Genomic DNA, 26367 nt, shown 5'->3' with positions numbered 1-26367 from the left:
GGCCCTGCCCGCGCAGCCCGGGCTAGTGCGCGCAGCTGGCGTCGTGGACGTGGGCGTGCCCGTGGTTCAGACGCAGATTGACCAGGTGGGCGATGCCGACCAGCGCGCCACCGAGCGTCATCACCACCGCATGCGGCACCACCGCGTGGTGCAAGGGGTCGTAGAGCAGGCCGGCCCACAGCAGCAACAAGCCCGGCAGCAACAGTGCCAGCGCGTGCAGCGCCTTGTGGCGGCGATAGCCCAGCACCAGGCTGAACAGCCCCAGCAGCGTCACGAACACCACGATGGCCAGTTCGACCCCATCGCCCAGCCAGAACGACAGGCCCAACGACGGGGCCAGGGCCAGTACCAGCGGCAGTACCGCGCAATGCACGGCACACAGCAGCGAACCGGTCGCACCGAAGCGGTCGAGCACATGGCGAAGGGACGGTAGAGGCATGACTTCCAGCAGGGGCTCGCGGCGACGTGGAATAATATAACATCTTCCTTGTTCCAGACCCGCACCGCTGCATCGCGCAGGTGAGCGGGTCCTGCCGTCGGCACAGCAGCCAAGCTGCGCCTTATCATTGATATACAGTAACAATCACAGAGTCCGGCCCGCCATGCACCCTCGCCTCGCTTCCTCGTTCCGCCGCTCCACGCTCTCGCTGGCGCTGACCAGCCTGCTGACGCCCGCCCTGGCCCTGGCCGAGGACGCACCGGCAGCTGCCGACCCGCAGACCCCGCCCAGCTCGGACACGCGCCACGACGCCACCGCTTCCAGTGGTCGCCATATCAAGGACCTGGACAAGGTCGTGGTCACCGCCAGCCCGCTGCGCGATGCGGCCGGCGAGTTGAGCCGCCCGGTCGAGGTGCTGGCCGGCGAGCGTCTGGACGAGGTGCGCAGCTCCAGCCTGGGCGAGACCGTGGCCAGCCTGCCCGGCGTGCAGAGTTCCAACTTCGGCCCCGGCGTCGGCCGGCCGATCATCCGTGGCCTGGACGGCCCGCGCGTGGCGGTGCTGCGCGATGGCCTGTCGACCCAGGACGTGTCCACGGTCAGCCAGGACCACTCGCCGGCGATCGAGCCGTTCCTGGCCAACCAGATCGAGGTGCTCAAGGGCCCGTCCACGCTGCTGTACGGCTCCGGCGCGATCGGCGGCGTGGTCAACGTGGTCGACGGGCGCATTGCCGAAACCCCGGTGGACGGTTTCAGCGGCCGCGCCGAAGTGCGCTTCGACGGCGGCGACAAGGACGGCAACACCGACATGTTCCGCGTCGATGCCGGCAATGGCAGCGGCCTGTCGATCCATGCCGACGGCGTGTACCGCAACCAGAACGATTACGACACCCCGCAGGGGCGCCAGCTCAACAGCTGGATCGACTCCAAGGTCGGCTCGGTCGGCGCCTCGCTGTCCGGCGACTGGGGTTTCGTCGGCCTGTCGGCCTCGCGCTTCCGCGACAACTACGGCAACCCCGGCGAGCCGGGCGACCCGACGATCGGCGAGCGCGGTGTGTCGTTGAAGCTGCAGCAAGACCGCTACGACCTCAAGGGCGGGCTGACCGATCCCTGGGGCGAAGGCAGCGCGCTGCGCTACAGCTTCGGCCACACCGATTACGCGCACACCGAATTCGAAGGCGCCGAAGTCGGCACCGTGTTCACCAAGCGCGCCAACGAAGGCCGCGTGGAAGCCTCCTTCACCTTCGGCGGCGGCTGGCAGACCGCGTTCGGCCTGCAGGGCAGCGACACCACCTTCCAGGCGATCGGCGAGGAATCCTTCGTGCCCAAGACCGACACCCGCTCGCTCGGCGTGTTCGGCGTCGCGCGCAACAGCTGGGAGCGCGTCACCGCCGAAGTCGGCGCGCGCGTGGACAAGGTCAAGTACCGCACCGACATCGGCGTGGACCGCGACTTCACCCCGACCAGCTTCTCGGCCAGCGGCGGCTTCCGTTTCAACGAACAGTGGCGCCTGACCGCCAACCTCGACCACGCCGAACGCGCACCGGCCGAGGAAGAGCTGTTCGCCAACGGCCCGCACATCGCCACCCTCGCCTACGAAATCGGCGATGCGGATCTGAAGACCGAAAAGGCCAACCAGGCCGAGCTGGGCCTGAACTTCCAGAATACATGGGTGGATGCCAAGATCGCCGCGTACTACAACCGCTACAACGACTTCGTCTACATCGTCGATACCGGCGGCCAATGGTTCAACGAAGAAGACAACGACTTCCTGCCGATCCGCCAGTGGACGCAGAACGATGCGGTCTTCCACGGTTTCGAGGGCGAGGCCACCTTCCATCTGGCCGACAACGACACCGGCGCGTGGGATCTGCGCGTGTTCGGCGACACCGTCCGTGCGCGCCTGAAGGATGGCGGCAACCTGCCGCGCATCGCCCCGGGCCGCGTCGGCGCGCAGATGCGCTGGAACGCCGATGCATGGCGCGCCTCGCTCGGCGCCACCCGCACCATGAAGCAGGACAAGGTGGCGGTGAACGAAACCCCGACCGACGGCTATACCTTCGTCGATGCGCATCTGGCCTACCACGTGGACCGTGGCAGCAACGCGTGGGAAGTGTTCCTGGACGGCAACAACCTGACCAACCAGGACGCACGCGTGCACACCTCCTTCCTCAAGGACGACGTGATGCTTCCCGGCCGCAGCGCCTCGTTCGGCGTGCGCCTGTTCTTCTGACGGTACCTCTCTCCCGCCGTCATAAGCGAGGCCGCCTCCGGGCGGCCTCGTCATGTCCGGCGGCGGGCTGCCGGTCTCGGCGTTCTGCACTGCTGCGCGCATTCGCATGGAAATGGTGGTTCTGCTCCACATCGCTCCCTGTAACGAGCCGATGCAATGCATTGCACTGGCTGGCTCGACGCCCCGCTGACCGATCACACCGAGGCCGCTTGCCGACGCCGGCCGATAGCAAGGCTGCCGGTACGCACCAGCGCATGTACCCGTGCCGTCATCGGCGCGGGTCGGGCGGTCTTGCCGCGCAGACTCAATCGATCCTGCTTCGACGAACAGGCGACCCACGTTCGCCATGCGCTTGCCAATAGGTGCATATGCACGCAAAGTGCGAGCATCCTCGTGGAGCATCGCCATGTCCGGGACCAGCCCCTGCACCTGCTTCCAGCTGCGCCGCGCCGCACGGCGCACCTCGCAGCTGTACGACCATGCCCTGGCGCAGGTGGGCCTGAGCCTCAACGAGTACTCGATCCTGCGCCGGCTGGTCAGCGCACAGCCGTTGGGCGCGTTGGCGCACTCGCTGGGCATGGATCGCACCACGCTGACCCGCAATCTCAAGCCGCTGCTGGCGGCGGGCTGGGTGCAGGCACGTCGCGGCGAGGATGCGCGCCAGAAAGTGGTGGTACTGAGCCGCAGTGGGCGCGGGCTGCTGGTGCGCGCCTTGCCGCATTGGCAACGCGCACAGACGCAGCTGGAAACGCTGTTCGGCAGCGCCTCCACCGCGCAGTTGCACGTCACCCTGATGCAACTGGATGCGGCCCTGGACGCGGAGGCAGCGGCATGAACACCTCTGCGAGCGCCCGCACCGGCGCGCAGTGGGGATTGCTGCTCACCGCCTCGGCCATGCTGATGCTGACGATGGGCGCACGCCAGACCACCGGCCTGTTCGTGGAGCCGATCCATCGCCAGACCGGGATCGGCATCGCGTCGATCAGCTTCGCGCTGGCGGTGGGGCAACTGGTCTGGGGCGCGGTGCAGCCGGTATTCGGCGCGATCGCCGATGCGCGCGGGCCATTGCCGGTGCTGCTGTTCGGCGGCGTGCTGTTGTCGCTGGGTCTGGGTCTGAGCCCGTGGCTGGCCAGCGAGTGGGGCCTGATCGTCTAGCTGGGCATCCTGGCTGCCGCCGGTGCGGGCGCCGGCAGTTTTTCGGCGCTGATCGGCGCCACTGCCGGCCGTCTGGCGCCGGAGCGGCGTTCGTTCGCGGCCGGGCTGATCAATGCCGGCGGCTCGCTCGGCCAGTTCGTGTTTGCGCCAGTGGTGCAGCTGATGATCGGCGCCGCCGGCTGGGCCAGGGCGATGACTGGGCTGGCGATGATCTCCCTGCTGACCTTGCCGCTGGCCTGGCCGCTGCGACGCAGATCGACGCCGCCGGGCACGCAGAGCTCGATCGCAGGCGACGACATCGGCCTGCGTGCGCAACTGCAGGTTGCCATGCGCGATCGCAGTTACTGGTGCCTGCATCTGGGCTTTTTCACTTGCGGGGTGCATATCGCGTTTCTGGTCACGCACCTGCCCGGCGAGATCGCGCTCTGCAGCCTGCCCGCCAGCGTGTCGGCGGTGTCGATCGCGTTGATCGGCCTGTTCAACGTGGCCGGCAGCCTGGTCGCCGGCAAGCTCGGCGAACGCATCCGCATGAAGTGGCTGCTGTGCGCCTTGTATGCCAGCCGCGCGGTGCTGATCGGCTTGTACCTGATCGCGCCGCCGACGCCGCTGACCTTCTACCTGTTCGCCGCGGCACTGGGCTTTACCCGGCTGGGCACGGTGCCGCCGACGGCAGGCTTGATCGGCAAACTGTTCGGTCCGCGCTACCTGGGCACCTTGTTCGGCCTGACCTTGTTGTCGCACCAGATCGGCGGCTTCTTCGGGGCGTGGCTGGGCGGGCTGGCGCTGGAGCGCTTCGGCGATTACAGCTGGATGTGGTACGCCGACATGCTGCTGGCAGTCATCGCCGCACTGATCAACCTGCCGATCCGCGAAGCCGCGCCGGTACGCGCAGCAGCGTAAAGCAGGCGCAAGCGCGCGCCTGCCTATCGGCTTGCGTGCAGCGACATCGCTGCGCCATTGCACGGTGCCTGGCAGCGCATGCGCAAGGGTTATCGTGCCGCCGCGATGGATCGCATTGGCTGCCGCTGCGGTGCGCGTTGAAATGACCCACACGCGGTCCGATAGCGACACGCGTGCACTGCGCACGCGCTGTCTGGCGCCTTACCGCATTGATCGATGGCGAGCATATCGCCTGCGCCGAGTGCCGCAGCGCACAAGGGGTTCAGCCGACATACGTGTAAAAATAGCTCACAAGATCGGATTTCATCCATTACATCCGTGAGTTAGCTGATATTTTGGCGCAACAAAACTACACGACTAAGCCAGTTCAGTCTCATACTGGAACTGACGCAGACACGCCAGCGGGCCGACGCCCAGCAGCGCGAGCGTGACGCGCTGCGCCTGACAGCCGCCGAGCACCAAGGCCTGCAGGCGCGATTGACCATAGATGTCCAAGCGCTGGAAGGTTTGCGCGCCGAACTCGCTGCGGCGCGGACCGATCTGGTCGAAGAGCGCCAGCGCCGGGAACACGCCGAGGCGGACACCTTGCGGGCCACGGTACGTCCGAGCACGCTGGAACAGCTCTTGGAGCAGCTGCGGCCACCGCGCCCCGTTGGCGAACCCGAAAACGCCATCGCAGCCGGTGCAACGCTAGCAGGCAGATGATCAGCCGTTTTGGGGAAAGGCACCGGTCATCCCGTATGCCTTTCGTCGTCCCAGCCACGACTTCGGTGAGGCGAAGCGAAGCGAAGCGCTCTCCCGCCAAACTTGCTTCTACAGTCACTGCAGGAGATCGACATGGGTCTATGCAATTCAAAGCCGAGCGTGGCAGGGTCACCTGAGCATTATGCAACCCACACTACAGAGCAGGCCGCGCCATCCGAATCACCGCTGTCATCGCATATTGAACCTCGACGATTAAGCACCTCACTGGAGCAGAAGCGGCTTGTCTATCTACAGCGCGCAATAGATTTTCTGCGGGTGGCCTCGAAGGACGAGAGCCGCCAGTTCGTAAAGCGTCTGGAGCGGTTTCATCTAAAGGAGACCGATATCTCAACACCAAACCTGAGGAGCCAACCGTGGGGGCCGACACTTTGACGGCAGGCTTTGCGAGTCCACGGCATACCGCCCCGTTGGAGCGCCAGGCATGGGTGTGCGGCCTGTCAGTTACAGTTCGTCCTGCGCAGCGCAGGCGCTGTAACTGGGCGCACTTCGTGTTGGTAACAAGCCGCGCCGCCAGGGGGCGGCGTGATTTAAGCCAAACAGCTCGCCGCAAGACAGTTGCAGCGTGCCGAACCTCGAAAGGGACGAGGTGGTGGATGAGCCGATGTAAGCGCCGTTTTATCTGGCAACTTCATGTTTTCACAAAAGAAATCGGATTCTACGAGTCATTTTTACACGTATGTCGGCTGAACCCCACAACAGCTTTTGCCGGCAACTCCGTTAGAACAACAGCGCGACGTGTGTCGCTGCGTTGCGCGACCGGCCACTGTGACGTGCTGCCGGTCACCCTTTGGCAATGCGTGCACGCGTGCGCGCATTGCCGCCAGCTGCGACGTCATCCCAGGAGAGCTTTCATGACCGCATCAATGCCCCGCTATGCCCTGTCCCTTGCCATCGGCGTCCTGCTTGCGCCTGCCGCGCATGCGCAGACGTCCACCGCCGAGCCGCGCAGCGAGGCCACCACGCTGGATGCGGTGATCGTCAGCGGCACCGCGCGCTTCAAGGGCCTGGCCAAGCGCGATGCCAGCTTCTCGATCACCACCGCCAGCCCGGAGCAGATCCAGCAGGCCGTGCCGCAGAGCACTGCGGATCTGCTGAAGATCGTGCCCGGCGTATGGGCCGAGCCCAGCGGCGGCGGCACCGGCGCCAATATCTTCGTGCGCGGCATGCCATCCGAAGGCGATGCGCCGTTCGTGACCATGCAACTGGATGGCTCGCCGCTGTTTCCACCGCCGACCCTGTCGTTCCTGGAAAATTCCACGCTGTTCCGCGTCGACGACACGGTCGAGCGCATGGAGGTGTTGCGTGGCGGCTCCAGCCCGATCTTCTCCAACGGCCAGCCGGGTCTGACGGTCAACTTCATCCAGAAAAAAGGCCAGGACGAGCCCGAAGGCAGCGTACGCCTGACCGGCGGCAACAACGCGCTGCGCCGCATCGACGTCTTCAACAGCGGGCCGATGGGCAATGGCTGGTACTACAGCGTGGGCGGTTTCTTTCGCGAAACCGACGGCGTGCGCGACCCGCAGTTTTCCGCCGACAAGGGTGGCCAGTTCAGCGCCACCTTGAGCAAGCGCTGGGACAGTGGCGAGCTGTCGTTCTACGCGCGGCATACCGACGACAACAATGCCTTCTATACCGCCATTCCGCTGCTGTCGCGCAACAACGGCAACGACCTGTCCAGCTTCCCCGGTTTGAATGCGCAGACCGGCACCCTGCTCGGCCGCGACTTGCGCAATGTCGACCTGCTGGTCGGGCCGGATGGACAGACCATCCGCCGCGATCTGGCCGACGGCCGCGGCGTCAACATCGATGTATTCGGCGGCGAACTGAACTGGGAGACCGGCGACTGGACCATTGCCGACCGCTTCAACGTGATGAGCGGCAGCGCGCCGACCTATGCGTTGTTCACCGGCGATGCGCCAGTGCGATTGAGCGATTTCATCGCCAGTTACGGCACTACCGGCAGCGGTAGCTTCACCAATGGCGGCGGCGTGGTCGATCCGAATCAGCAAGTGCTGGAAGCCGGCTGGTGGTCGGTGGACAAGCGACTGAATTCGGTCACCAACGACCTGCGCCTGAGCCGCGAATTGTTTACTGGCAACACGCTCACCGTGGGTGCGTACTACGCCAAGTACTCCTCGGCCGACACCTGGTACCTGGGCAACACCATGCTGCTCACCGCGCAGAACAACGCGCGCCGGATCGATCTGGCGCTGGACAACGGCCAGCAGGCCACGCGCCAGGGTTTCACCAGTACCGCGTTCTTCAATCTGCGCGCCAACTACGATGGCGAGAACATCGCCGCCTTCGTCGCCGACGAATGGGAGCTCAACGCGCGGCTGCGCCTGGACCTGGGCGCCCGCTACGAGCGCCAGAGCGTCACCGGCGACGTGCATAACACTGCCACCGTCGATCTGGACGGCAACCCGGCTACGCTGTACGACAACGCCACCTCGCTGGCGCTGGCCAGCACGCGCCGCATCGACCAGGACGATGAGGCGTTCTCCTGGACGGCGGGGCTGAACTTCACGCTCGACACCCACAACAGCCTGTTCGCGCGGGTCAACTCGGGGGTGAAGTTCCCAGGCTTCGACAATCTGCGCGATGGCCAGAATCGCGTGCAGGAAGTGGATCAGTACGAACTCGGGCTCAAGTCCGGTGCCAGTAGCTACGACCTGTACCTGACCGCGTTCTACAACACCTTCAAGAACTCGCCGTTCCAGGCGTTTCTGGCCAATGGCGCCAACTTCACCACCGTTGGCGACTCGCGTGCGCGCGGGCTGGAAGTGGAAGGCGCCATCCGCCCGTTCGGCGGCTTCGAGCTGGCCGGCACCGGGGTGTGGCTGGATGCGAAGTACCGCAACTACCGCGAGTTCACCGGCAACCAGGTGATGCGCCAGCCCAAGCGCCAGTTCCGCGTCACGCCCAGCTATTACTGGATGCTGCCGTTCGGCGACCTCAAGGTGTTTGCCACCTACTCCTACATCGGCGATCGCTTTGCGGACCTGGCCAACAGCCAGCGGCTGCCGTCCTACGACATGCTCGACATCGGCGCCAACCTGCATGTGGGCGAGCACTGGGAAGTAACCGCCAGCGGCAGCAACGTCACCGACACGCTGGGCCTGACCGAAGGCAATGTGCGTGTACCGGGGGCAGCGACGGGCGGCGTGTTCATGGGCCGGCCGATCGCCGGACGGCAGTACCAGATGTCGGTGGCGTATCGCTGGTAGGTGGCAGGATCAAGACAGCGAGGCATTACGGCGTCGATTCCTGGACACGTGTGGGATCGGCGCCTTTTTGTTGCCACAGCACATGTGTTCACCGGGAGCAGCTGTGCCACTGTGCATTCAACGATGCGGATTATTGGTGCAGCACAGGCGATGCCACCCGCACGCCCGCATACAGCGTCTCAGTGCCGAATCGTATGGCATCGCATGACTGCGCCCCCGGCGCAGCACCGTCGCAATTCGCGTGGTGCTCCGCGCCGGATGCGAAGCAAATCCGCGCATCGCGATGCGTTCTGTCAATGAAAAAGTGATAGCTCGCAATAGATCGCGGCCAATCCTGTGCGAAAAACGTCGCATCGCGAGCGTGAATCGGCATGTCCTGCATGAAGTGCGCAACGGATCACGCGCCGGTGATCTGGTGCTCGGGTTGCGAGCGCGGATTGCGCCATCTCTAATCGGATCGCTGGCAGTGCGTTCGCATTGCCAGCGTCGGCTGCGCGGACGCGCACGGGGGAGCCGACTGATGACCCGGCCGCATCCGTCCCGCGTGTGGGACCGATGCGTATCACTGGCTCTTTCGGGATACACGGACATGCACCCTGTTGCTGCCTCTTCGCGTGGTTCTCCTGCACGCACGATTCAATTCCACCTGAGGTTGACGGCGTGCTGGCACGGCCAAGCGCATCTGTTCGGCGCTGCCTGATCGATTTTGCTCGCCGCGGCCGCAGCCGCATGGATTCACTTTCTACGCTTGCTGACGCATCTGATTCGGGCTCGATAGGCACGGCCTGACTCTGTTGAAGCAGTTGCGCTGGCCGATCGCCTGATCGGCCGGACGGGGAACTGCGTCGTATCGATCGTGCCTACCCTTGACTGGACTCAAACGGAATGAACCCTTATCGCAGGTGCCCTCTCGCGCTGTTGATCGCTGCCCTACTGATCACAAGCGTGCCACTCTCGGCACTGGCCGACACGCCAGTGACCGCTCCCACCGCCACCGCCGGCTCAAAGGCCAGCGCACAGGGCAGCGATCCATTGCTGCGCTACCAATGGCACCTTTCCAACCAGGGACAGGCCGTGATCGGCGACAGCCGTCCGCTGGCCGGGGTCGATATGGATGTGGATCTGCTGCATGCATTGGGCATTCGCGGCCGTGGCGTCCGCGTCGGCGTGGTGGACGACGGCCTGGAGATCGGCCACGAAGATCTGCGCGACAACATCCTCCCGAATGGCTCGCACAATTTCGGCAACGGGTCGCACGATCCCACCCCGACCGACCCGGATTTCGGTCACGGCACCTCGGTCGCGGGCATCATCGCTGCGGTTGGATGGAATGGCCGTGGCGGTCGCGGCGTTGCGCCCGAAGCCTTGCTTGCCGGCTTCGATTTTCTGGGGAGCGACTCGGCCGGCAGCGGCGCAGAAGTCAGTTACTCCTGGGGCAATGGTCCCGAAGCACGCACCATCGATATCTTCAACAACAGCTGGGGTTCGACCCAGGCCAGCTACCCCGACTTCCCGTTGGAAGAGCGTCAGTCCTGGGAAGCGTTGATGCGTTCGACACGCGGCGGGCTGGGTGGCATCTACATCAAGTCAGCCGGCAACAGCTTCAGGCGTTTTCGCATCCGCGATGCAGAGGGCAACATCGTCAATGCTTGCAGCGAACTGTCGCGCACCTTGAATGTCGGATGCGTGCTCGCCAATGTCGATCCACTCAACAATGTTCCCGCCACCATCGTGGTCGCCAGCGTGGACGCCACCGGCAAGCGCGCCTCCTACTCGTCGTCCGGTTCGGCGTTGTGGATCTCCGGCCTGGGCGGAGAGTTTGGATACCAGCGCAGGTTCTCTCCCAACGCGGCACAGACCGCCTCCCCCGAGACCGCACCGTTTGTCTACGATCCGGCCATCGTCACCACCGATCTCAGCGGCTGCAGCGCTGGCGACAATGTGGATGGCGCGACGGTCGAAAACGCGCTTGCCGGCAGCACCTCCAGGATCGACGCATCCTGCAACTACAGCGCGTTGATGAACGGCACATCTGCCGCTGCGCCCACCGTCTCAGGTGTCGCAGCGCTGATTCTAAGCTCCAACCCCGGCCTGACCGCCCGCGATGTCAAGTACATCCTGGCCAAGACCGCGCGCCAGATCGATCCCTGGCAGCCGCGCGCGGTCTACCAGGGCAGCGTGCTCGACCCGGGCTGGATCACCAATGCCGCCGGCCATCGTTTCAGCAACTGGTATGGCTTCGGCCTGGCCGACGGCGCCGCAGCCGTCTACGAGGCGACCTATTTCAAGCCCCTGCCTACGGTCCGCGACACGCAATGGGTTGCATCCACCGCTGCTGCAAGTCAGATCGGTGGACCTGCACGACCAGCCAAACAACGCATTCGCATCACCCAGGCAATGAAGGTGGAAGGCGTGCAGCTGTCATTGGCCACCTCGCACCGCAATCCGGCCAATCTGCGCGTGGTGCTGGAGTCGCCCAGCGGAACGCGTAGCTACGTCGTCACCCCGTTCTCGGTGCTGGATCCGGCCGAGTATGCGAAGACCGGGTTCTATATCGATCTCACCTCCACCAACGCTTTTCTCGACGAGCGGGCGCAAGGCGTGTGGACGCTGGAAGTCACCGACATGACCGAGCCGCGAACCACCGCGGCGCTGCAGAATTTCAAACTTCGCATCCTGGGGCACTGACATGAAAAGCATCCTCCTGACTTCGGTCCTTGTTGCTTCCTTGACCGCGTGCGGGTTGGCGCATGCCGGCCAGTACCTGGACGCCCAGGCGCTCAGCGCAGCGGCCACCGGCGAGCGATTCCAATCCGGAAACGATACCTATCGCATGCTGCCCGGCGTCGTGGTCTCCGACCCACTGCCGAACGACCGCTCAAACGCCGCTCCCGCATCTACTGCCAAGGTGCGCGCGAGCAGCGCAGCAGCAATCGATGGCAAGGTTGCCGCACGAATCGGCCCCTATGCCATCGTACTTCCGTCAACCAGCGCTGCACGTGGCGCGTCCAGGCTTGCGTCCACATCCACGGGCTCGGCAGAACGCGCCATCGCCGCAGCGGTGAACGAACGCAATGGACGCGTCGTACTGGTCCAGCCGCAGCTGAAGCTGACCGACACCACGCCAAGCGCTGTCAGTGCACTGGCACGCAGCTCCGGCGGGCGCGTCGTCTACGCCTCGACGATCGACAACAGCGCAGTGATCGCCTATCCGTCGATCGAACAGACGCAGCAGGCCTTGACCCGTCTGCGCGCCAGCACGCCCGGCACGCAGGCGGCGCTGGTGGTGCAACAGTCGGTCATACAGCCGATGTAGCAGACCTCCGGGCGACCGTCGAGCGCGCGCGCGGCGGGCCGCTCCGCGGACGCATCCATCGACAGCGCGGCAATCGAGCGAAGGCGTACCTGCCATCGCTGCCTTGCTCGCTCCCACGCATTCGACCATAGATCGGAGAACAGCATGAGCTGTGTTCGCAAGCATCACCGCAACGCCATGGTTGGCGCGCTGCTGATCGGCGCCCCACTGTACACGGCGATGGCCGCCGCTCCGGCCACCGCCTTGCGTACGGCCGCCGACGATCCGCTGGTGCGGTATCAGTGGCACATCTCCAATCAGGGGCAGCAGGTCATCGGCGACATCCGCCCGGTTGCGGGCGTGGATATGGATGTGGATGTCCTGCATTCCCTCGGGATTCGTGGCAAAGGCATCCGCGTCGGCGTGGTGGATGACGGATTGGAACTGGGTCATGAAGATCTGGCCGACAACATCATTCCGAACGGCTCGTACAACTTCGAGACCGGCTCCCATGACGTGACGCCCATCGACCCTTTCCTGTCTCATGGCACTGCGGTCGCGGGCATTGTCGCGGCCGTTGGCTGGAACGGGCGTGGTGGCCGCGGCGTGGCGCCCGAAGCCAGGCTTGCGGGGTTCGATTTCGACGCCCGCGACTCGTCCAGGAACCTGGCCAGCGTGCGCTATGCCTGGGGCGATGGGCCGGAAGGTCGAAACATCGACATCTTCAACAACAGCTGGGGCCAGCCGGCCTCGTTCTACCTGGATTTTCCGCAACAGGAGCAAGCGTCATGGGCGGCATCGATGCGCTCGACCCGCGGCGGACTGGGAGCGGTTTACGTCAAGATCGGGGGTAACGATTTCCTCAGTCTGCAGATGCCGGACCAGGACGGGAACATGCGCGATCTGTGTGGCCCGCGCGCCCGCGCGGCAGGGGTCGGCTGCGGACTGGCCAATCTGGACCCACTCAACAACCTGTTTGACACCATCACCGTCGCAAGCGTCGATGCCAGCGGCAAACGCGCAGCGTATTCTTCACCCGGTTCCGCGCTATGGGTGTCTGGTCTTGGCGGGCTGATAGGAATGCAACGCGCCTTCGTCCCTGACCCGGGCGAACGCCTGCCCGCTGATGCAGTGCCCTTTGCGTATGGCCCCGCGCTGGTGACGACCGACCTGAGCAGTTGTTCGGCAGGCTACAACCAGGATCGCGGTCTTGATCCGGCCAATGCGCTGGATACCAGCAGTTCGAAGATCGACCCCCGCTGCAACTACACGGCCCGCTTCAACGGCACCTCCGCCGCCGCGCCAACCGTGTCCGGCGTCGCCGCCCTCATGCTGGGCGTCAATCCCGGCCTCAGTGCCCGGGACGTGAAATACATCCTGGCCACCACCGCGCGCCAGGTCGACCCACAACAACCGCGCGCCACATATCAGGGCAGCGTGATCGATCCGGGCTGGATCACCAATGCGGCCGGACATCGCTTCAGCAACTGGTATGGATTCGGCCTGGTCGATGGTGCCGAGGCGGTCTACCAAGCTAGCGACTTCACGCCGCTTCCTCCAGTGCGAGACTCTCGCTGGATTGCGTCCACTGCCGCCCCAAGCCAGATTGGCGGACCGGCGCGGCCGGCCAAGCGGCGCATCCGCATCACGCAAGCAATGAAGGTGGAAGGCGTGCAACTGTCGCTTGCCACATCGCATCGCAACCCGACCGATCTGCGCGTGGTCCTGGAATCTCCCAGCGGCACACGCAGCTATGTGCTCACGCCCTTTTCAGCGCTCGATGCTTCGGCGTACGCAAATACCGGCTTCTATATCGACCTGACGTCCAGCAATGCCTTCCTGGACGAAAAGGCGCAAGGCGTGTGGACGCTGGAAGTGACCGACATGACCGAGCCGACGATTACTGCGGCGCTGCAAGACTTCAAGCTTCGCATCCTGGGGCACTGACATGAAATACATGATGCTTACTTCGACGTCACTTGCCTGCTTTGCCGCATGCGGCCTGGCGTATGCCAGCCAGCACGGGGATGCCCATGTGTTCAGCGCAGCGGCCAACGCCGCAACACGGCAAGGCGACGACCCGCTATTCCGCTACCAATGGCATCTGCTCAATCAGGGCCAGCCAGTGTTCGGCGATGGACGCCCGCTGCCCGGCGTGGACCTGGACGTGGACATCCTGCACGCGCTGGGCATCCGCGGCGCAGGCGTCAAGGTTGCGGTGATCGATGACGGCCTGGAGATCGCACACCCGGACCTGGTCGACAATATCGTCGCCAACGGCTCGCGCAATTTCCTGACCGGCTCCAACGACCCGACACCACCGGCGAACGAGATCGATAGCGACCACGGCACCGCAGTTGCGGGCATCATTGCCGAGCGCGGATGGAACGGGATCGGCGGACGTGGCGTTGCACCGGAGGCCAGGTTGGCAGGCTTCAATGCAATTGCAGAGCCGGATGGCAGCAAGCAGTACGTCGACATTCGCTACGCCTGGGGCGACGGGCCGGAAGGGCGCGCCATGGAGGTGTTCAACAACAGTTGGGGTGGTTCGTCGCGCGTGTATCCCTACACCGAAGTCGACGAACAACAGTCGCTCGAAAGACTGATGCAGGCGCAGCGCGGCGGGAAAGGCGGGGTGTATGTCAAAGCTGCCGGCAATGACTTCTTTGCCCTTATCGAGAACGATGCACAAGGCAATCCGGTGGATCGCTGCGCAGACCAGACCCGCAAGCTCGGTGTCGGCTGCGCACTGGCCAACACCGACCAGTTCAACAACCTGATCACCACGATCGTGGCCGGTGCCGTCAACGCCGATGGCGTGCGGGCGTCGTACTCATCTCCAGGCTCTGCACTGTGGGTCTCCGGGCTGGGGGGCGAGTATGGGTTTCAGCGCGCCTTCGATCCGCACCCGGAAACGGCCCGGCCCTCTTATGGGCTCACCAACCTTCTGCCGCTGCGGCGCTTCTATAAAGCCGCAATCGTCACCACCGACCTCAGCGGCTGTGCAGCGGGCAACAACCGTGATCGCACCCGCCAGATGCAGAACGCGCTCGACAGCAGCCGCTCCAAGATCGACGCATCGTGCAACTACACCGCGCGCATGAACGGCACCTCGGCGGCATCGCCCACCGTGGCGGGCGTGGCGGCCTTGATGTTGGGTGCCAATCCGCAGCTGACCCTGCGAGATGTCAAATACATCCTGGCAACCACGGCGACCCAGGTCGACCCAACTCAACCCAAGGCCCTCTACAACGGAACCGTGATCGACCCGGGTTGGGTCACCAATGCGGCGGGCCATCCTTTCAGCAACTGGTATGGCTTCGGGCTGGTCGACGCCGCCGCGGCTGTGGAACGTGCAATGCACTTCACCTCGCTGCCTGCCCTGCAGGACACGAGCTGGAAAGTGTATGAAGGCAACAGCAGCACCATCGGGGGGGGCGCGGCACCAGCCAGGTTGTCATTGAACATCACCCAATCCTTCAAGGTGGAAGGCGTGCAACTGTATTTCTCGGCCACCCATAAGGACCCAAGTCACCTGCGCGTGGTGCTGGTGTCGCCCAGCGGCACGCGCAGCACGGTGATGACGCCGTTTTCCACACTCGATCAGGCCCCCGACGGCACCGTGGTCTGGCTGACATCGAGCAACGCCTTCCTGGACGAACCCTCGGCCGGGCGCTGGACGCTGGAGGTCGACGACATGCTCGCCGACCAGGGCAAGGAGCAACTGGAGGAATTCGAAATGCGCGTGGTGGGCCACTGACATGAAGACATCCTTACTGACGCTGCTCGTTGTCGTTGCAGCCGGCGTCTGCGCTCCCGCGTCGGCGCAGCTGGTCGACAGCAAACGCCTGCACGCTGCGGCGACCGGGCCGACCATCGCTGCGGGACGCAGCAGCTTCCGGCTGATTCCCGGCGCAGTGATCAGGCTGGCCGACGGCGCGCCTGCAACGACCGCCGCACGCGCGGCGCAGGCGTCGCAAACCACCACAGACGCTCCGGTTGCACGCTTCGACCGCTACGCGATCTATCTCGATGCCGGCACGGCCGCACGCACGGCCGCCGTGGTTCCGGCCGGGCAAGCCCCGCGCGTGGCCGCAGCGCTCGAAACGCGCAGCGGCCAACTGATCCTGCTGGGCTCCTCGATCAAACTGTTCAATACCACGCCGGCCATCGCCGCTGGATTGGCCTCACGTACCGGCGGCACACTGATCTATTCCTCGGCCATCGATGGCAGCGCGATGATCGGCTACGACTCGGTGGCCACCGCACTGGATAACTGCAAACAGCTGCAAGGCAGCAAAGGCGTGGGCGCGATCATGCCCGAGGTGATTCCGCGCGCGGCACGGCCGTTGTGAGGCGGCAACAGTGAGGGATGCCACGCTGCTGCCAACCGGAGGCAGCGTGGCGCGATGGCGCAGCCCGCGTCACCCCGGCAGCGGGCTGCGTTCGGCAAAGTGCCCACGCCAGTAAGGGTAGTAAGGATACGGTGGCTCCACCGCGCTCACCGCATCCAGGCGCGCGCGTTGCGCGTCCGTCAGCGACCAGCCCACCGCACCCAGGTTCTGGCGCAACTGCGCTTCGTCGCGTGCGCCGATCAGCACCGTGCTCACGGTGGGCCGCTGCAGCAGCCAGTTGATGGCGATCTGCGGCACGCTGCGGCCGGTCTCTTCGGCAATCGCGTCTAGCACATCGACGATGTCGAACAGGCGCTCGTCGCTGATCGCCGGCCCGGCGGCCGCGGTGGCATGCAGGCGACTGTGTTCGGGCAATGCCTGGCCGCGGCGCAGCTTGCCGGTCAGACGCCCCCAGCCCAGCGGACTCCACACCACCGCGCCCACGCCCTGGTCGATGCCCAACGGCATCAGCTCCCATTCGTAGTCGCGCCCCGCCAGCGAGTAATAGGTCTGGTTGGCGACAAAGCGGCTCCAGCCCTGCGCATCGGCCACCGCCAACGACTTCATCAGCTGCCAGCCGGCGTAATTGGACGCGCCCAGGTAGCGCACCTTGCCGGCGCGGACCAGCGCATCGAGCGTGGACAGGGTTTCTTCCATCGGCGTCATCGCGTCGAAGGCATGCAGCTGCAGCAGATCGATATAGTCGGTGCGCAGACGTCGCAACGAGGCATCCACCGCGCGCAACAGACGGAAGCGCGAGGCACCGGCGTCGTTGGGCCCATCGCCCAGGCGCAGGCCGGTCTTGGTCGAGAGGATCACCTGATCGCGGCGGCCCTGCAGCGCCTGGCCGAGAATCTCTTCAGAGGCGCCGTCCGAATACACATCGGCGGTGTCGAACAGGTTCAGGCCCGCCTCCAGGCACAGATCGATCATGCGCTGCGCCTGCGCGACATCGGTATCGCCCCATGCAGAAAACAGCGGCCCCTTGCCGCCAAAGGTACCGGCCCCTAGACCGAGCACCGGCACCTTGAAACCGGAACGGCCGAGAAAACGTGTCTCCATCGCAATGCTCCTTGAAACCGAAAGAAAATCCACGCGCTGCCGGTCGATCCGGCCACGCGCGATGCCAGGCGCCACGCTCCGCTTGCCGATCACCCGCGCGAGAGCGCAGGGCTGCCGGTTGCGCGGTCACTGCGCTCGTGCAAAAAAACGAATCAACCCGCCTGCGCGCACACGCCCGGCGCGGCGGCGCGCCGGCGTTGCAGTTGCACGCTCCACAACGCGATGCCCAGGCCGAGCGCGCTCAACAGCGCGGCAACCCACGGCGTGGCGACCAGGCCGGCATGCGTGGCGATCACCACACCGCCCAGCCAGGCGCCCAGCGCATTGCCCAGATTGAACGCGGCGATATTGAGACTGGAGGCCAGGTTCTGGCCGGCACCGCGTGCATGCTCGAGCACGCGCAACTGCAGCGGCGCCACGGTGGCGAAGGCGGCCACGCCCAGCAGCCCGACGAACACCACCATCGCAGTCTTGTTGTGCAGGACCAGGCCCATCGCGGCGAGCACCACCACCAATGCCGCCAGGCTGCCCAGCAACGCGGCGGTGGGGCGCCGGTCGGCCAGACGCCCGCCCAGCAGATTGCCCACGATCATGCCGACGCCGAAGACCAGCAACACCGGCGACACCGCCGTCTGCGCAAAACCGCTCACGTCCACCAGCAACGGCTGGATATAGGTGAACACCGCGAACACGCCGGCATAGCCCACCACCGTGATCGCCAGGGCCAGCAGCACCTGCCCGCGCCCCAGCACCGCCACTTCCTGGCGCCACGACACCGGCGCGGCCGCGCCTGCGTTCGCCGGTACCCACAGCGCCACCGCGGCCGTGGCCAGCACGCCGACGACCGCAACCGCCCAGAACGTCGCCCGCCAGCCCAGCTGCAGACCCAGCCAGGCGCCGGCCGGCACGCCCAGCAGGGTGGCCACGGTCAGCCCGGCAAACATCAGCGAGATCGCCGACGCACGGCGCTCGGCCGGGACCAGCGAGGTCGCCACCACCGCGCCCACGCCGAAGAAGGTGCCGTGCGCCAGCGAGGTCAACACGCGCGCAACCATCAGGCTGGTGTAGTCCGGCGCCAGCGCGCAGGCCACGTTGCCCAGGGTGAAGATCGCCATCAAGCCGACCAGCACCGCCTTGCGCGGCAGCCGCGCACTGGCCAGGGTCAGCACCGGCGCCCCGACGAACACGCCCAGCGCATAGCCGCTGATCAGCAGGCCGGCAGCGCTGAGCGACACGCCCAGGTCGGTGGCCACCTGCTGCAGCAGGCCCATGATCACGAACTCGGTGGTACCGATGCCGAAGGCACCGATGGTCAGCGCCAGCAGCGCTGGCGGAAAACGGGAAGAACGCGCGGAAGCAGACATGGGCATGAACCAGGGAAGACAACCCACAGCCTGCGCTCCAGGGTCCTAAGCAAAAACCCCTGTTATCCTGATTCACTATCAACCAATCATTGAGAATCGCATGGACCGCCTCGGCGATATCGCGCTGTTCCTGCGCGTGCTCGATTCCGGCTCGATCACTGCCGGTGCGCGCAGCCTGGACCTGTCGGTGGCGGTCGCCAGCCAGCGCCTGAAGCGGCTGGAGCGCGACCTGGGCGTGCGCCTGCTGCACCGGACCACACGCCGGCTGCACCCCACCCCCGAAGGACAGCGCCTGGCCGAGCGTGGCCGCGTGCTGGTGCAGGATCTGGACGCGCTGGCCGACGATCTGCGCGAGAGCGCACACGCGGTCGGCGGCATCCTGCGCATGACCATGTCGGCCTCGTTCGGGCGGCAGTACGTCTCGCCGCTGCTCCCGGAATTCCAAGCCCGTCATCCGCGCGTGCACATCAGTGCGCACCTGAGCGACGACCTGGTGGACCTGGTCAAGCAAGGCTTCGACCTGGCGATCCGCATCGGCCCGCTCGATGACTCCGGGCTGGTAGCGCGGCGCATCGCCGACAACCGCCGCACCCTCGCCGCCTCGCCCGATTACCTGCAGCGCCATGGCACCCCGCGCACGCCGGACGACCTGGCCGGGCATGCCGGCGTGCTGCTGATGGGCCGCGACGGCCGCCAGGATGTCTGGCAGTTGCAAACGCCGGAGGGCGGCCTGGTGCGCGTGCGCATGCAGAGCCGCTTCGAAAGCAATTTCGGTGAGTTGATCCGCGATGCGGCCGTCGCCGGCCAAGGCATCGCGCTGCATTCGTACTGGCATATCGCAGAAGAACTGCGCAACGGCCGGTTGGTCGAGGTACTCCCCGATTACCCGCCGCCAACCTCGCAGATCAACGCGGTGATGCCGGCGCGCCAGCTGCAGCCACCGCGTGTGCGTGCATTCGTGGATTTTCTGCAGGAACGCCTGGGCGAAGTGCCGCCGTGGGAGCTTGGCGGTTGAATGCGAGCGCGTTGCTTGCGTCGGCCGGTCCTTGCTGGACGTGGATCGATGCGTGGCTGCGAGGCGACGTCTTGGTTGGTTAGTGGCTGGATTCGGTCGAGTCGCGCTGTTGGATCAGTGGTGGGCGGCGATCTGCGAGTTCGCTGCAGGGCCCTTGCACGCCCACCATCGCAGTACATGCCGCAAGGCAGAGCGGGCGATCTACGGCTTTGCGGACGATCGGCTGTAAGGCAGGCGATCTGCCGCTTTGCTGCAGGCCCCTTGCCCGCCCACCATCGCGGGACACGCCGCAAGTACGTCCCTGTAGGCTCTTACGCGGCATCCATGCCGCGTAAGGTCCCACGACGGTAGGCGGGCAAGGACCTGTCTGGATGGTCGGTGTGCACAATCAAGAGCAATGCCAGATGCGCGTTGTTGGATGCCGATGTGCCAGCTCAACGCCCGATGCATCTCGAGCGACAACCAGTCGGGATGGTCGGTGCGCGAGGGCAAGCGCAGTACGTAATGTGCATTTTTGGATAGCGATGTACCTGCGCGGCCCAACAGTCAACGACCAATGCACATCGCGCGATAAGCAGCTCTTATGCGAGCGCCGACCACCTTTCTGGTGCGATGTCCTCGCCGCTTGCGGGACCCTTGGCGGCATGGATGCCGCCAAGGAGCCTCCATGGACGGATTCACGGCGTGTCCCGCAAGTGGTGAGGGCACCGCGCACTCGACTCACCAATCAATAAAATGCGTGCGGCCGGCACGTTGGCACCGTCGCTCTAGCGTCAAGGATGTCGCTGGCGCCCTAGCGCCCTCGTTTAGCGCCCTGCACGCAGCAAGCGCCGGTGCAATCCACGCCGCTGCGACTCGCTGAGCAGATGCCCATGCGTGTTCAACAATCCCAGGATCTGCTGATGCGCTTGCGCCGTACGGCGCGCAAGTTCGGCCGTGGCGGCGGCCTCGAGCGCCTTCCAGTCGGCGGGGCGCGTCGGCGTGGGGATGGTCGAACGTTTTGCGGGCATGGGCGAGGCGATCACGGAAACAGACGCCCACCCATGATACGGCGCGCGCGTGAGCGCCCTATCAGATCATGGCGGGCCTGTCGTGTTGAGGCGCTGGGCGTGCAAGCGCCTGAACGCGCGTGTCGGCGCCAACCGGCGCTGTCGTGGCCTGCCGCTGCTGCGGACTGCCGGCTCCATGACATCCGGTCTTGTACGATCGACGGCATCGCGGCCAGGCCGCCTGGTGCCACTGCCGAGTCCTGCATGTCCGCCTTGACCGAGATGACCGAGATCCTGCTGCGCCACGCCCCTGGCGATGGCATGCACGCCACCCGGATTGCCGGGCTGCAGATCATGCGCAGCGCCTCGCCAACGGTGTCGGTGCCCACGGTCTATACGCCGATGCTGTGCCTGGTGGCGCAAGGCCGCAAGCAGGCGATGCTGGGCGCGGCGGCGTATCTCTATCACCCGCAGATGTATCTGGTGGCCTCGGTGGATCTGCCGATCGTCGGTTCAGTGATCGAGGCCAGCGCCGCGCAGCCGTATCTGTGTTTCTGCCTGGATCTGGACACCGCCGTGCTGAGCGACCTGGCCGTCAGCCACCCGGAGCTGGTCGAGCCGCAGCGCGATGCGGCGCAGGCCGGCTTGTTGCTCAACCACAGCACGCCGCCATTGCAGGACGCTGCAGTGCGGCTGGCGCGTCTGCTCGATCAACCCCAGGAGATTGCCGCGCTGGCACCGCTGGTGCTGCGCGAAGTGCTCTATCGCCTGATGGCCGATCCGGCCAATGCGGTGGTGCGCCAGATGGCCATCGCCGACAGCCGACTCAACCAGATTTCCAAAGCCATTGTCTGGCTGCGCGAGCATTACGCACAGCGCTTCCGCATCGAGCAGATTGCCGATCTGTCGGCGATGAGCCGCTCCACCTTTCATGCGCATTTCAAGGCGGTCACCTCGATGACGCCGCTGGAATATCGCTCGCATCTGCGCGTGCACGAAGCGCGTCGACTAATGCTGGCCGAAGCCCTGAATGCCGCCGATGCCGGCTTCCGCGTCGGCTACGAGAGCGCCTCGCAATTCAGTCGCGACTACGCGCGCATTCTCGGTGCGCCGCCCGCACGTGACGCCCAACGGCTGCGTGCCGGGGCACAGGCTGCGACACAAGCGGCATAAGCCAATTCGTGCGCAGTTACGCAGTGGAGCGCAGTCACGCGCACTCGCACTAAACGGCATGCATCACCAACGATGAGGCGGCAGACCGCACCACGTCATCGTTGAGCGCCGTGTCACTCGGCCGCGTACTGCGCCTCGCTGACCTGCTCCAGCCAGGTCACCGGCGAGCCGTCCTGCGCTTCGGCGATGGCGATATGCGACATCGCCACCGTGGCGTTGGCGCCGTGCCAGTGCTTGACGCCCGGCGGAATCCACACGATGTCGCCCGGGCGGATCTGCTGCGCCGGCTTGCCCCATTCCTGCACGCGCCCGGCACCGGCGGTGACGATCAGCGTCTGCCCCAACGGGTGGGTGTGCCAGGCGGTGCGCGCGCCCGGCTCGAAGGTCACCGTGGCGCCGCCCACCCGCGCCGGCGCATCGGCCTGGAAAGACGCATCGATGCGCACCTTGCCGGTGAAATAGTCGGCCGGGCCGGCTGCAGATGCGGCGCCACCGGCCTTGCTCACCCTGATCGCCTGTTGCTCTTCACCGCCGGGCGTGACGGCGGCCATCATCGACAGCGACATCGCAGTTGCGAACAGATTCATGGCAGTGCTCCTGGATTCAAGTGTCTGCACTGTAGCGCGCGTGCCCGCCGGCACTACCCAGGCAACCGCGCATGCACCTAGAAACACGGCGCATCAATGCGGCAGTGACATCTCGGATTTGAAGCCGTCACGCAGCATCGCGCATGATGCAGCGGCATGAATGGCATGCGCTGGAGTCGGCCGTCGCAAGCAATGGCGCGGGAAAATCTCAACGATCTGCAGGTTTTCGTCACCGTAGCGCGCGAGGGCAGCTTCACCCGTGCCGCCGTGCAGCTGGGCGTCTCGCAATCGGCACTGAGCCATACCGTGCGCGCACTGGAAACACGCCTGGGCATCCGTCTGTTGACCCGCACCACGCGCAGCGTGTCGATGACCGAAGCCGGCGCACGCCTGTTCGACACCGTGGCACCACGCCTGGAAGAGATCGACGACGAGCTGTCCGCGCTCACCGACTTCCGCGACAAGCCGGCCGGCACCATCCGTATCACCACCGCCGGTCACGCCGCCGATGCCTACATCTGGCCGGCGTTGTCGAACGTACTGCCCGACTATCCCGACCTCAAGATCGAGGTCACCGTCGATTACGGGCTGGCCGACATCGTTGCCGAGCGCTACGACATCGGCATCCGGCTGGGCGAGCAGGTCGCCAAGGACATGATCGCGGTGCCGATCAGCCCGATGCAGCGCATGGCAGTGGTGGCGGTGCCGAACTACTTCGTGCACCACACCATCCCCGCCGTTCCGGCCGAGCTGGCCCGGCACAACTGCATCGGCTTGCGCCTGCCCACCCATGGCGGCCTGCTGCCCTGGGATTTCGAGAAGGACGGCCGCAAGGTCAAGGTGCGCGTGGGCGGGCAGTGGACCTTCAACGGCAGCAGCGCCTGCGTGCCGCGTTGGCCGGCGGCGGACTCGCGTTCTTGCCGGAAACCATGGTGCTGGAGCACATCGCCGCCGGCCGGCTACGCCGCGTGCTGGAGGACTGGTGCGAGCCGTTCGATGGCTTACGCCTACTACCCCAACCGCCGCCAATCCTCGCGCGCACTCAAGGTAGTGATCGACGCATTGCGGCACGACCTGACGCGCTGACACGCCCGTGTAGGAGCGTGTCTGCGCGCGACCAGGCCTTTGTCGGTAACGCCCCGTCGCGCGCGGGCACGCTCCTACGACAGCGTCGGCTTGCGGCGGGTTTGAAGGGGTGATTGCCGCATTGCGGCACGACCTGGTGCGGTGACACGCTCGTGTAGGAGCGTGCCTGCGCGCGACGAGGCCTTTGTCGGTAACGCCCCCTCGCGCGCGGGCGCGCTCCTACGACAGCGTCGGCTTGCGGCCGGGTTGAAGGGGGTGATCGACGCATTGCGACACGATCCGGTGCAGTGACACGCTTGTGTAGGAGCGCGCTTGCGCGCGACGAGGCCTTTGTCGGTAACGCCCCATCGCGCGCGGGCGCGCTCCTACGACAGCGTCGGCTTGCGGCCGGGTTGAAGGGGGTGATCAATGCCTTGCGGCACAACCTGGCGCGCTGACACGCCCGTGTAGGAGCGTGCCTGCGCGCGACCAGGCCTTCTCGGTAACGCCCATTGCGCTGCCCTGCCGCCGCCGCTAGAACCCGCTCGGCACCTCGCGCTTGCCTTCCGCTGTCACCACCAGCGGTTGCGGCCGATACGCGCGCAGGAACAGCGCCACCGCACTGGCGACATACCCGTGCTGCGTGGCGGCCGGTGCCTGCCACGTGTCGCCACGCAGCGCTGCATTGGCCGGCATCCCGGTCATCAATCCGAAGAAATGCACCGAGGCATCCGGCAGATTGTCGATGACCAGGCTGCCCTGCTCCACTTCGTGCGCCAACACCGCACGCATCGTGGTGTCGTAGCGTTCGAAGCCCAGCGTCCACATCTCTTCGCGTATCTGGCTGGGCAGTGCCGGCGGCCGCACCAGACCGTAGGCGGCATCGCCCAGTGCATTGCTGGCCGCCATGCGCACGACCGCATCGGCGATGGCGAGCAGACGCACGGGCAACGGCCCGCGCATGTTCAACAGCGCCTCCCAGGGATTGGGCGATTGGTGCGCCAGCGCCTCCAGGGTGGTGCGGAACAGCACCTCCTTGGACGCGAAGTGCGCATACACCGTGGCCTTGGACACCATTGCGCACTCGGCGATGCTGTCCATGCTGGTCTTGTCGAAGCCCTGGCGTGGAAACAGCTCGGCTGCCGCGCGCAGGATCGCGCCACGCTTGTCGTGCGGTGCGCGCCTGGGCGCCGGGGCCTCGGCAGCGGCGTCATCCACGTGGCTGCCCCGTCGCAGTCGTTGCCACCGCCGGCTCGGCCGATTGCAGCCAACCACCGCCCATCGCCCTGTAGAACGTCGCCAGATTGGTGAAGCGCGACAGCTGCGTGGTGATCAAGGTCTGCTGCGCGCTGTACAGCGAGCGCTGCGCATCCAGCGCCTGCAGGTAGCTGTCCACGCCGCGTTCGAAGCGCGCCTGCGACAGCCGGTAGCTGTCGGCGGTGGCGTCGACCAGGGCCTGTTGCGCCTGCAATTGCCGGCCCAGGGTCTCGCGTTGCGCGAGCGCATCGGAAACCTCGCGGAATGCGCTCTGGATCGCCTTTTCGTACTGCGCCACCTCGATATCGCGGTTGGCCTTGGCCATGTCCAGGTTGGCGCGGTTACGCCCGGCGTTGAAGATCGGCAGCGTCAGCGTGGGCACGAAGCTCCAGGCGCGGGTGCCGGAATCGAACAGGTTGGACAGGCTACTGCTGGACGAGCCGGTCGATGCGGTCAGGCTGATGCTGGGGAAGAACGCCGCGCGCGCCGCTCCGATGTTGGCATTGGCCGCACGCAGGTTGCGCTCGGCCTCGAGGATATCCGGGCGACGCTGCAGCAACTGCGACGGCAAACCGGCCGGCACGCTGGCCAGCACGTTGCCGTCCACGCTGGCGCCGTCGGGCAAGGCCCGCGGCAACAGCTCCGCCGGCAGCTGCGTGCCGACCAGCAGCACCAGGGCGTTGCGGTCCTGCGCCACCTGCGCGGTATAGCGCTCCACGTCCACGCGCGCGGTTTCCACCGTGGTCTGCGCCTGGCGCAAGGTGAGCTGCGAAGCCACACCCAGCTCGAAACTGCGTTGCTGCAGGCGATAACTGTCGCCCTGGCTGCTCAAGGTGGACTGCGCCAGCTGCAGCAACTGCTGATCGGCCGCCAGCGTCAGATAGGCGGTGGCCACTTCGGCCACCAGGCTGATATGGGCGCTGCGGCGTGCCTCGGCGGTGGACAGGAACTGTTGCAGCGCCTGTTCCTTGAGGCTGCGCACACGCCCGAACAGATCCAGCTCGTACGCACTGACGCCGATGTTGGCGCTGTAGGTCCGGAACACCTGCGGCTGGCCGGGAATGGCCAGCTCCGCCGGCGTGCGCGCGTTATTAGCGGTGCCGGTGCCCTGCACGGCGGGCAGCAGCGCAGCGCGCTCCACCCGGTACTGCGCACGTGCCACCTCGATGTTGAGTGCGGCCACGCGCAGGTCGCGATTGTTCTCCAATGCCAGCGCGATCACCTGCTGTAGCGCCGGGTCGGTGAACACCTGCCGCCAGCCGATGTTGGCGATATCGACCGCCGGCTCGGGGCTGGCGGCAGCGGTGGTATTGGATGCCGTCGCGAGCTCGGTGCCGGCAAAACGCTCGGGCACCGGTGCGTCGGGCCGTGCATAGCGCGGCATCAGGGTGCATCCGGACAGCACGCCGGCCACCGCCATCGCGGTCAATGTCATGCGGATCGGTGTCAT

At 65.9% G+C, this 26367-nt stretch carries 18 protein-coding genes and 2 pseudogenes; 13 read left to right on the top strand and 7 right to left on the bottom strand.

Going from position 1 to position 26367, the window contains the following annotated elements; genetic code table 11:
* Positions 1-22: 22 nt before the first annotated feature.
* Positions 23-439 (bottom strand): MerC domain-containing protein, encoded by a 417-nt coding sequence (locus tag XARJCFBP2528_RS14410; RefSeq protein WP_024939915.1) that lies wholly within the window; start codon positions 437-439, stop codon positions 23-25.
* A gap of 163 nt (positions 440-602) precedes the next feature.
* Between XARJCFBP2528_RS14410 and XARJCFBP2528_RS14405 the strand changes: the two genes are divergently transcribed.
* The 10 genes and pseudogenes from XARJCFBP2528_RS14405 to XARJCFBP2528_RS14360 all read left to right on the top strand — a co-directional run bounded on the left by XARJCFBP2528_RS14405 (position 603) and on the right by XARJCFBP2528_RS14360 (position 16366).
* Positions 603-2669, top strand: a complete 2067-nt coding sequence (locus XARJCFBP2528_RS14405) for a TonB-dependent receptor (RefSeq protein WP_016904808.1) — start codon at positions 603-605, stop codon at positions 2667-2669.
* Positions 2670-3075: 406 nt separating this feature from the next.
* Positions 3076-3504, top strand: a complete 429-nt coding sequence (locus XARJCFBP2528_RS14400; protein WP_016904809.1) for a MarR family winged helix-turn-helix transcriptional regulator — start codon at positions 3076-3078, stop codon at positions 3502-3504.
* Positions 3501-4724, top strand: a pseudogene (locus tag XARJCFBP2528_RS14395) (MFS transporter). Before XARJCFBP2528_RS14400 ends, XARJCFBP2528_RS14395 begins: the two are co-directional and overlap by 4 nt.
* 336 nt (positions 4725-5060) lie before the next feature.
* Positions 5061-5429, top strand: a pseudogene (locus XARJCFBP2528_RS22660) (DNA-binding protein); the annotation flags it as partial.
* A gap of 911 nt (positions 5430-6340) precedes the next feature.
* Entirely contained in the window at positions 6341-8716 is a 2376-nt protein-coding gene (locus XARJCFBP2528_RS14385; RefSeq protein ID WP_026064284.1) for a TonB-dependent receptor, read from the top strand.
* A 918-nt stretch (positions 8717-9634) separates the two neighbouring features.
* On the top strand, positions 9635-11404 hold the full coding sequence (locus XARJCFBP2528_RS14380; protein ID WP_026064283.1) for a S8 family peptidase: 1770 nt from the start codon (positions 9635-9637) through the stop codon (positions 11402-11404).
* 1 nt (position 11405) lies between these two features.
* Positions 11406-12032, top strand: a complete 627-nt coding sequence (locus XARJCFBP2528_RS14375) for a hypothetical protein (protein WP_026064282.1) — start codon at positions 11406-11408, stop codon at positions 12030-12032.
* A gap of 177 nt (positions 12033-12209) precedes the next feature.
* Positions 12210-13958 (top strand): S8 family peptidase, encoded by a 1749-nt coding sequence (locus XARJCFBP2528_RS14370; RefSeq protein ID WP_026064281.1) that lies wholly within the window; start codon positions 12210-12212, stop codon positions 13956-13958.
* Between the two features lies 1 nt (position 13959).
* Positions 13960-15771, top strand: coding sequence for a S8 family serine peptidase (locus XARJCFBP2528_RS14365; protein WP_374057762.1), 1812 nt, complete (start codon positions 13960-13962; stop codon positions 15769-15771).
* Between the two features lies 1 nt (position 15772).
* Positions 15773-16366 (top strand): hypothetical protein, encoded by a 594-nt coding sequence (locus tag XARJCFBP2528_RS14360; RefSeq protein ID WP_016902332.1) that lies wholly within the window; start codon positions 15773-15775, stop codon positions 16364-16366.
* Positions 16367-16435: 69 nt separating this feature from the next.
* Here the strand turns inward: XARJCFBP2528_RS14360 and XARJCFBP2528_RS14355 are convergent, their stop codons facing one another.
* Both XARJCFBP2528_RS14355 and XARJCFBP2528_RS14350 read right to left on the bottom strand, forming a co-directional pair.
* Entirely contained in the window at positions 16436-17467 is a 1032-nt protein-coding gene (locus tag XARJCFBP2528_RS14355) for an aldo/keto reductase (RefSeq protein WP_016902331.1), read from the bottom strand.
* A gap of 152 nt (positions 17468-17619) precedes the next feature.
* On the bottom strand, positions 17620-18831 hold the full coding sequence (locus XARJCFBP2528_RS14350; RefSeq protein WP_016902330.1) for an MFS transporter: 1212 nt from the start codon (positions 18829-18831) through the stop codon (positions 17620-17622).
* 100 nt (positions 18832-18931) lie between these two features.
* Between XARJCFBP2528_RS14350 and XARJCFBP2528_RS14345 the strand changes: the two genes are divergently transcribed.
* Complete coding sequence (locus XARJCFBP2528_RS14345; protein WP_016902329.1) at positions 18932-19846, top strand: LysR family transcriptional regulator; 915 nt, start codon at positions 18932-18934, stop codon at positions 19844-19846.
* Positions 19847-20652: 806 nt separating this feature from the next.
* Here the strand turns inward: XARJCFBP2528_RS14345 and XARJCFBP2528_RS14340 are convergent.
* The gene (locus XARJCFBP2528_RS14340; RefSeq protein ID WP_016902328.1) at positions 20653-20856 is read right to left on the bottom strand and encodes a hypothetical protein; all 204 of its coding nucleotides are present in this window, start codon (positions 20854-20856) and stop codon (positions 20653-20655) included.
* A 243-nt stretch (positions 20857-21099) separates the two neighbouring features.
* On the opposite strand from XARJCFBP2528_RS14340, the gene XARJCFBP2528_RS14335 reads away from it, so the two are divergent.
* Positions 21100-22008 carry an AraC family transcriptional regulator gene (locus XARJCFBP2528_RS14335; protein WP_016902327.1) on the top strand — a complete coding sequence of 303 codons (909 nt, stop codon included), beginning with the start codon at positions 21100-21102 and terminating at the stop codon, positions 22006-22008.
* Positions 22009-22121: 113 nt separating this feature from the next.
* Here XARJCFBP2528_RS14335 and XARJCFBP2528_RS14330 read toward each other — a convergent pair whose 3' ends face one another.
* Positions 22122-22595 (bottom strand): (R)-mandelonitrile lyase, encoded by a 474-nt coding sequence (locus XARJCFBP2528_RS14330; protein ID WP_016902326.1) that lies wholly within the window; start codon positions 22593-22595, stop codon positions 22122-22124.
* 192 nt (positions 22596-22787) lie between these two features.
* Between XARJCFBP2528_RS14330 and XARJCFBP2528_RS14325 the strand changes: the two genes are divergently transcribed.
* Positions 22788-23681 carry a LysR family transcriptional regulator gene (locus XARJCFBP2528_RS14325; RefSeq protein ID WP_323216976.1) on the top strand — a complete coding sequence of 298 codons (894 nt, stop codon included), beginning with the start codon at positions 22788-22790 and terminating at the stop codon, positions 23679-23681.
* A 513-nt stretch (positions 23682-24194) separates the two neighbouring features.
* Here the strand turns inward: XARJCFBP2528_RS14325 and XARJCFBP2528_RS14320 are convergent.
* Both XARJCFBP2528_RS14320 and XARJCFBP2528_RS14315 read right to left on the bottom strand, forming a co-directional pair.
* The gene (locus tag XARJCFBP2528_RS14320) at positions 24195-24878 is read right to left on the bottom strand and encodes a TetR/AcrR family transcriptional regulator (protein ID WP_016902325.1); all 684 of its coding nucleotides are present in this window, start codon (positions 24876-24878) and stop codon (positions 24195-24197) included.
* Complete coding sequence (locus XARJCFBP2528_RS14315; RefSeq protein ID WP_016902324.1) at positions 24871-26367, bottom strand: efflux transporter outer membrane subunit; 1497 nt, start codon at positions 26365-26367, stop codon at positions 24871-24873. Before XARJCFBP2528_RS14315 ends, XARJCFBP2528_RS14320 begins: the two co-directional genes overlap by 8 nt.

The sequence above is a fragment of the Xanthomonas arboricola pv. juglandis genome, from assembly GCF_001013475.1.
GTDB classification, from domain to species: domain Bacteria; phylum Pseudomonadota; class Gammaproteobacteria; order Xanthomonadales; family Xanthomonadaceae; genus Xanthomonas; species Xanthomonas arboricola.
This window is presented reverse-complemented; position numbering and strand designations above follow the sequence as displayed.